The following is an 11,075-nucleotide window of genomic DNA, read 5'->3' on the forward strand; positions in this document are numbered from 1 at the left end:
CTATATTACCTTTAGCATAAGCAGGCATAGAAATAAGACTTAAAATATCTTCAATCTTTAAAGATTTTGCATCTAAATTTAAAACAATAGGATTAAAATCATAAATTCTAGAATCTAAATTTACATTAGAGCCTAGAAAATAACCTTTACCATTAACTAAAAAATCGCTTATTTTTCCATAAGCTTTTCCATTAAATTCCAGATTTTTATTTAAATTTAGACCTAAACTTTTAGCATAATCTTTTTGTAAAGCGATATTATAATTAAGATCAAAAGATAATTTAAAAAGACTTAAATTTCCATCGATATTAAAATGTGCAATATTAGCTAAATCAGTTTTTAACTCCAAAGAAGAAGGTCTTAGTTTAAAATAAGTAATATTTAAATCAAAGCCTAAATTTTGTTTTACTTTATTTTGAACAACATTTGAAACAATACTATTACCAAATGATGTAAAAAGTATTACATAACATATAATAAAAACTATAGCAATAAAGGCTAATATACCATAAAAAATTTTTCTCATTATTTATCCTTAATATTTAATTTATAAATAAACTTTACTATAACTGACTAAAGTTATATAAATATTTTTATTTAAAGTATTGACAAATTTCATTTTTTATAATAATATTTTATCACTCAAAATAAAAGAGTGCTAAAAAAATTATTAAGGATGGACAAAATGAATTTTCAACCTTTAGGAAAACGTGTTTTAGTTAAACGAGTAGAAGAAACTAAAACAACTGCTTCAGGAATTATTATACCAGATAATGCTAAAGAAAAGCCTTTAATGGGTGAAGTAGTTGCAGTAAGCAAAGAAGTAAATGATATATCAAATGGTGATAAAATTATATTCGCAAAATACGGCGGAACAGAAATTAAGCTTGATGCAAATGAGTATCTTGTTTTAAATTTAGATGATGTTTTAGGAATTTTAAAATAATTAAAAAAAGGATAAACAATGGCAAAAGAAATTATTTTTTCAGATGAAGCAAGAAATAAACTTTATGAAGGTGTTAAAAAATTAAACGATGCTGTAAAAGTAACAATGGGGCCAAGAGGTCGCAATGTTTTAATTCAAAAAAGTTTTGGAGCACCAAGTATTACAAAAGATGGAGTAAGTGTTGCTAAAGAAGTTGAGTTAAAAGATAGTCTTGAGAATATGGGAGCTTCTCTTGTAAGAGAAGTTGCTAGCAAAACTGCAGATCAAGCTGGAGATGGAACTACAACTGCAACTGTTCTTGCACACGCTATTTTCAAAGAAGGTTTAAGAAATATTACAGCAGGTGCTAATCCTATTGAAGTAAAAAGAGGAATGGATAAAGCTTGCGAAGCTATCGTAGAAGAGCTTAAAAAACTTTCACGCGAAGTAAAAGATAAAAAAGAAATTGCTCAAGTTGCTACTATTTCTGCAAATTCTGATGAAAAAATCGGAAATTTGATTGCAGATGCTATGGAAAAAGTAGGAAAAGATGGAGTTATCACTGTTGAAGAAGCAAAATCAATTAATGATGAGTTAAATGTAGTTGAGGGTATGCAATTTGATAGAGGATATTTAAGTCCTTATTTTATTACTAATGCTGATAAAATGTTAGTAGAATTATCAAATCCTTATATTTTATTATATGATAAAAAAATATCAAGTTTAAAAGACTTATTACCAATTTTAGAACAAATTCAAAAAACAGGAAAACCTCTTTTAATCGTAGCTGAAGATATTGAAGGTGAAGCTCTTGCAACTTTAGTTGTTAATAAATTAAGAGGTGTTTTAAATATTTCTGCAGTAAAAGCTCCTGGTTTTGGTGATAGAAGAAAAGCTATGCTTGAAGATATTGCTATTTTAACAGGCGGAGAAGTTATTTCTGAAGAATTAGGAAGAACTTTAGAAAGCGCAAGTATAGAAGATTTAGGACAAGCTTCAAGTGTTATTATAGATAAAGACAATACTACTATAGTTAATGGTAGTGGAGAAAAAGCAAATATTGATGCAAGAATCAATCAAATCAAAGCACAAATTGCTGAAACAACTTCAGATTATGATAAAGAAAAATTACAAGAAAGACTTGCAAAATTAAGCGGCGGTGTTGCACTTATTAAAGTTGGTGCTGCAACTGAAACAGAAATGAAAGAGAAAAAAGATCGCGTAGATGATGCATTGAGTGCTACTAAAGCAGCAGTTGAAGAAGGTATCGTTATAGGTGGCGGTGCAGCTTTAATCAAAGCAAAATCAAAAATTAAACTTGATTTAAAAGGTGATGAAGCAATTGGAGCTGCTATTGTTGAGAGAGCTTTAAGAGCACCTTTAAAACAAATTGCTGAAAATGCAGGTTTTGATGCAGGTGTTGTTGTAAATAGCGTTGAAAATAATAAAGATGAAAATGCAGGTTTTGATGCCGCCAAAGGTGAATATGTAGATATGTTTGCTGCAGGTATTATCGATCCTGTTAAAGTTGAAAGAGTGGCATTACTTAATGCGGTTTCTGTAGCAAGTATGCTTTTAACAACTGAAGCAACAATTAGCGATATAAAAGAAGATAAACCTGCTATGCCTGATATGAGCGCAATGGGAGGTATGGGAGGAATGGGTGGTATGATGTAATCAACCACTCAAAAAAGAGTCTATTTTTAGACTCTTTTAAATAATAATCTCTCTTTGTCCTTTAGAATCTGGCTCACTTAAAATCCCTGCTTTACTTAGTTGTTCAATGATATTAGCAGCTCTGTTATAACCTATTTTAAGACGTCTTTGAAGATAAGAAATACTTGTTTTGCGATCTTCTAAAATTACTCTTTTAGCATCTTCAAATAATTCATCAAATTCATCGTTGTTATCAAAATCTTGAGCATTATTATTTGCTCCTTGAGAATCTTTTAAAAAATTCTCATCATATATAACGCTTTCTTGCTCTTTTAGAAAATCTACAACCTTTTCAATCTCACTTTCACTTGCAAAAGGAGCATGTAAACGCACAATAGAGCTTGTTCCTGGAGGAGTGAAAAGACAATCTCCACGTCCTAATAAACTTTCAGCACCCATAGCATCTAAAATTACCTTAGAATCGATCTTTTGCCCTACTTTATAAGAAATTCTGCTTGGCAAATTAGCTTTGATAAGCCCAGTTACAACATCCACAGAAGGACGCTGGGTTGCAACGATTAAATGTATCCCACTAGCTCTTGCCATTTGTGCAAGACGCCCTATATAAAATTCAACATCTTTTCCAGCAGTCATCATCAAATCTGCTAATTCATCAATAATCACTACAATGAAAGGTAAAGTTTCTAAACCATTTTCTTTCATTTTTTCATTATAATTTTCTATATTTTTTGTTTTAGCATCAGCCATCAATCTGTAGCGACGCTCCATTTCAGCTACCATATTTGAAAGTGCAATAATAGCTTTTTTAGGATCTGTAATTACTGGGGTTAATAAATGTGGAATTTCATTATAAATACTAAATTCAAGCATTTTTGGATCTATCATTAAAAGCCTTAAAGTTTTAGGAGAATTTCTATAAAGCAAACTCAAAAGCATAGAATTTATACCCACACTTTTTCCACTTCCTGTAGTTCCTGCGATCAAAAGATGCGGAAGCTTTTTAAGATCTGTTATAAAAGCATTACCTGCTATATCCTTACCTAGAGCAATCGCTAAAGAACTTTTTGCGTTTTGAAATACATCACTTTCTAAAATTTCTCTTAAATAAATTGTTTGGATTTGTTCATTTGGAACTTCTATACCTACTACATCTTTACCTGGAATTGGGGCTTGAATACGTATAGATTTTGCTTTTAAAGCCATAGCTAAATCATCTTGTAAATTTAAAATACGGCTTACCTTAACATCTGCGCTTGGTCTAAATTCAAAAGTGGTCACCACAGGTCCAACAGAAGTGCTAATGACATCTCCGCCTATTTTAAAACGTCTTAACTTTTCTAATAAATCATAAATTTTTTTATCTATTTCATTTTCATCCATATCTTGTTTAAGATGAATAGGATTAGCCAAAAATTCAAAAGAAGGAAGTCTAAAATCATTTGGTTTTTGAATTTCTCCTTGCTCTATATCTTTTAAAAGTTGCTGGTTTAGCTCTATTTCTTTGATTAAAACACTTTTAGAAAATTCATTTCTCTCAGTGTTATTTAAATTCACCTCTTCTATATCATTGTTTTGACTTAGATTTACTTGATCTAAATTTTCTTCTAATTCTTGTTCAATCTTGTTTTCAAAAGTTCTTTGTTGAGGCAAAAAAGACTCTTCTTTAATTTCGCTTATTTTTACAATAGGAGTTTGTGGAATATATGGGGTATTTAATTCTTCTACCATAGGAATAACATCTTGTTTTTCTTCTTTTATTGGTGCAACTTCTTTATTTTCATATTGATCGTTGATAGTATATTTATTTCCTTGAAGTATGTTTAAATTTTCTTCTTTTTCAAGAATTTCAATTTCTTCTTTAACGCGATTTTCTAAAATTTGATTTTGATAAATTTTATATTCTTCTTCAAGTTTAGCCTTTTGTAAAAGTTGTTCTCTAAGTTCAAGCTCTTTTTCAAAAATCTTAGGTTTATTGGTATTTTTTTGTAAAGAAATTTCTATATTTTTACGCTTATAACTTGGCTCATCAAGATTACTTTTCTCATCAATTTGATCTTTAAAATCTTCAATTTTTTTAGGTTTTAAAAAACGTTCAGGAATCATATCTGCCTCTTCTTGTAAAATAAAATTTAATTCTTCGTCTAAACTAATACTACTTCTACTTGCTTTTTTAGCAAAATTTTCAATTTCTTTTGAAGTTTCATATATAAAACTTTTCGATTCATTTATGATTTCAATATTCTCATTTATATTTTCCTCTTTTTTAATTTTATCAACCTCTTCTTTTTTTGCAGGTATATTTTCTATTAAATTTTTGCTTTCTTGAGCTTGCTTTGCCATGGAATTATCTTTTGCTTTCTCAGAAGACTCTAAAGTATTTTGAGAACTAAATTTAAAAATAGGAGTTTTAGAATTTTTACTCTCTACCTCTTCTTTTTCTCCTCCAAAAACATCCATAAACAAAGCTTTTATTTTAGATTCAAAATAAAGAAATTTGCTAAAATCTAATTCGAGATTAAAAACTTCTTTAGTAAAACTTGGAAAAAGTAAAATAATAGATAAAAGCAAAAAGAATAAAGCGATCAATCCGCTTAATATATGTCCAAAAAAGAATGAAAAAAGCTTATATAATAATTTTAAAACATAGCCTTCATTAGGATAAAAAATAGCAAATAAAAGCATTATAGAAAAAAATACAAAACAAAATCCAAAAATTTCACTTCTTTTAAAATTTTCTAATTTATAATGCCTTTTGTAGTATATATAGTTAATAACCATTAAAAAAAATGGATAAAAATAGCTAAATTTTCCAAACAATAAAATATTAAATTTATATAAAAAAATACTCATAGAAGGTATAAACATACACAAACAAAGATAAAAAATAACAAAAGTTGAGCTTAAAAAAATGACTTCTTTTTTAATTTTATATCCTTAAATTAAATTTAGAAGTCATTATAACATAAAAGATTTTATAGATAATTTAACAAGCTTATTTGAGAAATCGTAGAAGTTGCTTTCAATGAAGCCTGATAAGCAAGTTGAGTTTGCATAAGATTCATTATAGCCTCGCCATAATCAATATCAATAACATTTGACTTAATACTTTCTACATTTACGCTTAAAAAAGTTACTCTAGTATTAGTATCTTCTATAGTATTATGATAAGCCCCCATAACAGTATTTAGCTTACTTACATGATCTGCTAAATGATCAAGTCTTTCTAATGCTCCTTGCATACCTGTATTTCTTGGATCACTTGAATCAGCATCTGCTCTCATATTGCCACTTAATACAGCATCAATCATCATATCAAGATCTTTAATCAAATCCACATTAGGCTCATCTATAACTAAAGAATTATTAGCACTAAAAGAAAAATTCGGACCAGAAGTTATAGTTGATGTATGAGTAAAAGGAGGTTGTGGAAATGTTCCACTAGCAGAATCACTTAAAGAAATCGCTATATTTGTTCCTGAAGAAAGCTTATCTGTTACACTAATGCGTCCTTTATAGTCCATTTTAACATCAACTAAAGATTTTGAATCACTTAAATTTTGTTGAAAACTATTGTAATCATTTGCACTAATTTTTCCATTATCCACGTTAATGCTTTGAGTTGGAGCTTTATCTGAAGCAAAAAGCGCTATAACGTCATTTAACTGCTTATAAGTTATATCATTTGAAGGAGTTACCACTCCACTATTTCCTGTAGCAGGATCTGTATGCATTATAGGGAAAGTGATAGTTTGATTAGGGTTTTTAGGATCTGGATAACTTACAGTTGAATTTTGTAAATTTATAGTTACATCATAAGTATTTCCACCCTTAGAACTTACTTTTAAATTTAAAGTCGTATTAAGACTATCTCCTGCCATTACCTCGCTAAGCTTTGTGGAATCCGTAGCATAAGCATTGCTTCCTTTGATGATTTGAGAAACATTACCAAAAACAGTATTACCATCTTTTTCAAAATACACATTATCATAATCAGCACCATTTGCTTTATTTCCATCAGAATCTGTCATATTGCTTCTTATAAAATCTGTTTGTGCTAGACTAAATGTAAAATCTTTCGTTGTGCCATCTTGAGCTCTTAAAGTAATTGTTACAGGTGTTTGTAAATTTGTTATATCTCCACCTTTTGCTGCTTGTTCCATTATAGCATTGGTTACATCATCCATTTTAAGATTATTATCTTTAACAAATTTTTCCATTTGTTTAAAATTTTCAGTTGTATCCATTTGTGGAGTATAAGCAACTGCATGAAAATCTAGTTTATTATTCCCTTGTTTTAAATCAGTAATTTGAATTTGACCGCTATTATTTATAGTTACATCAACTACTTTATTGTCTGCACTATTTCCATAAAGCGCTCCTATATTTTCCATCACATCATCTAAACTATCTTCTGGATTTACAAGCACAGCACTTTTAAAGCTTGTTCCATCTGGTCTTGTTCCTTGAACATAAAGAGTAGTTGGCGGAAAATTAAGTTTTGAATCTTTATCATCAAAATCTTTATCTGGATCTAATTTTCCATCTTGAACATATCCTTGTCCGATCAAATGACTCCATTTTGAATCACCATCAAGGTATTTTGTTTTACTAGGATCTTCTTTTAAATTGTAACGATTATCAGTAAAACTTACATTTGTTGTAATTTGTTTTTTATAGTCATTGTCTGCTTTAAAAAACAAATCCCAACCAGGGATATTATAAGGAGTTTCTGTTCCTGAGCCTGTTACGACATTGATATTATTTTTATCTCCATAATAATTACCATTTGAATCAAAAGGTTTATTATTTACTTGAGAACCTGAAAAAAGATATTGACCATTTATACTTGTATTTGCAAGCTGTAAAATACTTTCTTTGATTCTTTTTAGCTCGTTTGCTATAGCTTCCCTTGAGGTTTGAGAGTTACTATCACTTGCAGCTTGAGTTACCTTAACCTTAAAATCTTCCAAAAGTTTTACCATATCTTGTAAAGCTTTCATACTATTTTGAGTCATTTCTTGAGCAGATTGTGTTGCTTCTTTAACTTGCTGTAAAGTTTTAAGCTCATATTCAAGCCTAGTACTATCAATATAAGCACTCGCATCTTCATAAGAATCTTGTATCTTAAGACCTGAAGAAATTTGTTGAGATATTTTATACAAAGCATTTTGACCATTCATAGAGTTAGAAATCGAATTTGTAAAATTTAATTTATTGGTAACTCTCATTTATAATTCCTTGATAAATTGATAATTATCTTTTCAAATATTGCTAAAAACCAAATAAGCAATAAATATTCCAAAAAAATAATTTATCGATAGTTTTATAGAAATTTCATTTTTTATTATTTAATATCTTTATAAAAATTTTATTAGCAAACTTTATAACTATCGACTTTTAAGTGTATTTATTTACATTTAAACAAATATTTAATCATAGAATTTTATTAATAAAAAAATCATTTTTACCTTTTTAAAGCATTTTTTAACCTAAAAAAAGTATAATTTCCAATTTTAGCCCAAGTGGTGAAACTGGTAGACGCGCTAGACTCAAAATCTAGTAAGGGCAACCTTGTGTCGGTTCGAGTCCGACCTTGGGCACCATTACTTCTTATCTCAATTAATCTAAACTTATCTCAATTAATCTCAAATGATAAATAAAACACTATAAATAAATGCTTTCAAAATATCTCAATTAATCTAAACTTATCTCAATTAATCTCAATTAATCTCTTTTGACAATTTTAAAAGTATATGCTATAGTATATGTTAAATTTTATATTTAAAAAATAACATATACTTTTTAACTGAGAAAGATTAAAAAAAATATGATTATTATCAATGATAAACAACTTAAAAATTTAATTGTTGAAAAAAGAACTTATATTAAAGATGCTTATACCAAAAATCTTTATATTGAAGCAAAAAATTCACTAAAAGGTACTATTGTTTTTTTCTATTTTAGATATAGACTAAATAAAAAAATACATAGTATTAAAATAGGAAAATATCCAATAATCACTCTAGCAAATGCAAGAGAAAAAGCAAACATTTTTAATGACATGTTAGCGCAAAAAATCAATCCAAAAGAACAAATTCAAAAAGAGGATATAAGAAATTCAAAAACTATAAAAGAAATTTTTGATGAATGGAATGAAATTTTTTATAAAAATAATACTTCTTACAATTTGGCGAAAAGATTAGAATATCATATTATTTCTAAATACAAAGATAAAAAGATTAATGAAATTGTTAAAAATGACATATTTCCTATTTTTGATAGACTTTATGCAGAAGGCAAATTTGAAACAATAAAAAGAGTATTTCTAGGGCTAAGGAGAATGTTATTATATGCAGTTAATAAAGAATATATAGAAAACAGTAATATTTTAACTTTAAATATAAAAACTCTTTATGGCTCTCCTAAAAGACAAAATCTTAGAGCTATTACTGATGAAGAAAGATTTAAGGAACTGTTATTTGCAATAGAAAATTACAATGGAAGTATATTTACAAAAGTGGCATTGCAAGTTAGTTCATATTTATTTTTGAGAAGCGCTAATATTAGAAATTTAGAATGGAGTGAAATAGATTTTAAAAATTCAAAAATAACTATACCAGCAAATAAGATGAAAGGAGGTGAAGAATTTGTTATACCATTAAGCAATAGTGTTATAAAATTATTTGAATTTATCAAACCTTTTTCATTTCATCATTCAAAATATGTTTTTCCAAGTGATATAAGTAAGTCTAAAACTATAAGTGAAAATACATTAAATCAAGCTATTAAAAGATTAGGTTTTGGCGAAGAAATGGTTTTTCATGGTTTTAGAACAACGGCTTCAACTTTGCTCTATGAGTTCAAAAATTTACACGGACAAGATAGTGAAGTTATAGAATTATGCCTAGATCACAGAGAAAGAAATAAAGTTAAAGCTGCCTATAATAGAAGCTTAAGAGTAAATGATAGAAAATTCTTAATGCAATGGTGGAGTGATTATATCGACAAATTGAAAGGAATAATATGAAAAAAGAAAATGTAAAAAAAACGTTTATGGGGGCGGGGGATTGAGTTTTTTGAAAATCAAGATAATAGAATTAAACTCATAAAAATCTTAATAAAATACTTAAATTCTTTTTCAAAAGCAAAACATAACTTACAAAAAATTGAAATTTTGGTTAAAATTTATCATGAATTACAAAAATATAGTCAAGTCTCTAATCTTGTTATTGAGGATATTAAATTTAATGAGGAAGAAATTTTTGAAGAGCTATTTTATATTTTAGGTAGTTTAGGTGATCATAATATAGAAACTATACAAGCAAGAATTGCAAATTTTATAAAAACGCTTGGAGGAGAACCTCGTCTTTTATTAGAGAAATTTTAATATCAATTAATAGACTTCTAAAAGAAGTCTATTAAATATGCTTATTTTAAAAATCATTTAAAATTTACTTTAAACCATTAATTTAACAAGAAATCAAATTCAATTATTCAATAATGCAGTTTTTATTGTATCATTTGTTGCTTTTGCATATATAGTTGTTGTATTTAAATTTGCATGCCTTAATATTTTTTGAATTACTACAAGGTTTATTCCTTTAGCGGTTAATCTCATTGCTAAAGTATGCCTAAGCAAATGAAGTCCTTTTTTGTTTATTAGAGCTTTTGCATAAATTTTATTTATAATCAAAAAAGCATTACTTCTATTTAAATGTTTTCCTGTACTAGTTTGCATGATATATTCATCATCTTGAATATTTTCTTTAAAATATTCAAGTTCATCATCAATTTCTTCTTTTTTAATAAAAGCAAATTGTTCTTTACCGCCCTTGCCTATTATGGATATTCTTAATATATCATCATCAACTTCTTCAAAATTACAAAGCTTTATATTTAATGCTTCAGAAATTCTAAGTCCAGCATAAAGCATAAGTTTAATCAATAAAGCATTTCTAAAACTATTATAAACTTCTTTTCTTTCTTTTTCTTTTTCTAAAACATTATTTAATCTTATAATTTCATTTTCATTAAGATAATTCAATTTCTCTTCCGCTTTTTCTGTTCTAAATTTTATTTTTTTCATATCAAAGGAGAAAATAAATAAATCATCATTATTATCACTTATAAAAGAAAAAAAGCTAGTTAATGCTCTTAAATAAGTCATTTTTGTTTTTTTAGATAATTTATTACCATTTTTTGTATTATTTTCTAAATAATTAAGAAAATTTACCAAAAATGTTATTTTTATATCGCTTATAGACATTTCATCTTGATAATCTAAAGAATATTCTACAAATTCTAATAAAATACGTCTATAAAGTAAAAAAGTATTCTTTGAATAAGATAATGCTTGAATATGATTTAAATAAGCATCTATCCAACGCTCTAAATCTTCATTTATAGTAGAGTTTTTAAGTTTCATTTTATTTTATTCCCTTTTTATATAACATAATTATATATTATGTTATAT

At 27.3% G+C, this 11,075-nt stretch carries 6 protein-coding genes, 1 tRNA gene and 2 pseudogenes; 5 read left to right on the forward strand and 4 right to left on the reverse strand.

What is annotated here, in order from left to right:
- Positions 1-526 (reverse strand): annotated as a pseudogene (locus JG677_RS05365) (hypothetical protein); the annotation flags it as partial.
- 159 nt (positions 527-685) lie between these two features.
- Here JG677_RS05365 and groES point away from each other — a divergent pair.
- Both groES and groL read left to right on the forward strand, forming a co-directional pair.
- Entirely contained in the window at positions 686-946 is a 261-nt protein-coding gene (groES, locus tag JG677_RS05370; protein WP_200168944.1) for a co-chaperone GroES, read from the forward strand.
- 18 nt (positions 947-964) lie between these two features.
- Entirely contained in the window at positions 965-2,602 is a 1,638-nt protein-coding gene (gene groL, locus JG677_RS05375) for a chaperonin GroEL (protein ID WP_200168943.1), read from the forward strand.
- Positions 2,603-2,638: 36 nt separating this feature from the next.
- Here the strand turns inward: groL and JG677_RS05380 are convergent.
- Positions 2,639-4,831: pseudogene (locus JG677_RS05380) on the reverse strand (DNA translocase FtsK); the annotation flags it as partial.
- A 743-nt stretch (positions 4,832-5,574) separates the two neighbouring features.
- Complete coding sequence (gene flgL / locus JG677_RS05385; protein WP_200285551.1) at positions 5,575-7,830, reverse strand: flagellar hook-associated protein FlgL; 2,256 nt, start codon at positions 7,828-7,830, stop codon at positions 5,575-5,577.
- Positions 7,831-8,118: 288 nt separating this feature from the next.
- Between flgL and JG677_RS05390 the strand changes: the two genes are divergently transcribed.
- The 3 genes from JG677_RS05390 to JG677_RS05400 all read left to right on the forward strand — a co-directional run bounded on the left by JG677_RS05390 (position 8,119) and on the right by JG677_RS05400 (position 9,989).
- Positions 8,119-8,205: transfer RNA gene (locus JG677_RS05390), tRNA-Leu, on the forward strand.
- A 224-nt stretch (positions 8,206-8,429) separates the two neighbouring features.
- The gene (locus JG677_RS05395) at positions 8,430-9,629 is read left to right on the forward strand and encodes a tyrosine-type recombinase/integrase (RefSeq protein ID WP_200285553.1); all 1,200 of its coding nucleotides are present in this window, start codon (positions 8,430-8,432) and stop codon (positions 9,627-9,629) included.
- Positions 9,630-9,776: 147 nt separating this feature from the next.
- The gene (locus JG677_RS05400; RefSeq protein ID WP_234284642.1) at positions 9,777-9,989 is read left to right on the forward strand and encodes a hypothetical protein; all 213 of its coding nucleotides are present in this window, start codon (positions 9,777-9,779) and stop codon (positions 9,987-9,989) included.
- 99 nt (positions 9,990-10,088) lie between these two features.
- Here JG677_RS05400 and JG677_RS05405 read toward each other — a convergent pair whose 3' ends face one another.
- Positions 10,089-11,027, reverse strand: a complete 939-nt coding sequence (locus JG677_RS05405) for a tyrosine-type recombinase/integrase (protein WP_200285555.1) — start codon at positions 11,025-11,027, stop codon at positions 10,089-10,091.
- Positions 11,028-11,075 lie beyond the last annotated feature (48 nt).

Source organism: Campylobacter sp. TTU-622 (assembly GCF_016598965.1).
In the GTDB taxonomy this organism is placed as follows: domain Bacteria; phylum Campylobacterota; class Campylobacteria; order Campylobacterales; family Campylobacteraceae; genus Campylobacter_D.

Excerpts from the sequence above, each read along its gene's own strand:
- groES (WP_200168944.1), top strand. The coding sequence starts at position 686 with ATGAATTTTCAACCTTTAGGAAAACGTGTTTTAGTTAAACGAGTAGAA.
- groL (WP_200168943.1), top strand. The coding sequence starts at position 965 with ATGGCAAAAGAAATTATTTTTTCAGATGAAGCAAGAAATAAACTTTAT.
- flgL (WP_200285551.1), bottom strand. The coding sequence starts at position 7,830 with ATGAGAGTTACCAATAAATTAAATTTTACAAATTCGATTTCTAACTCT.
- JG677_RS05405 (WP_200285555.1), bottom strand. The coding sequence starts at position 11,027 with ATGAAACTTAAAAACTCTACTATAAATGAAGATTTAGAGCGTTGGATA.
- JG677_RS05395 (WP_200285553.1), top strand. The coding sequence starts at position 8,430 with ATGATTATTATCAATGATAAACAACTTAAAAATTTAATTGTTGAAAAA.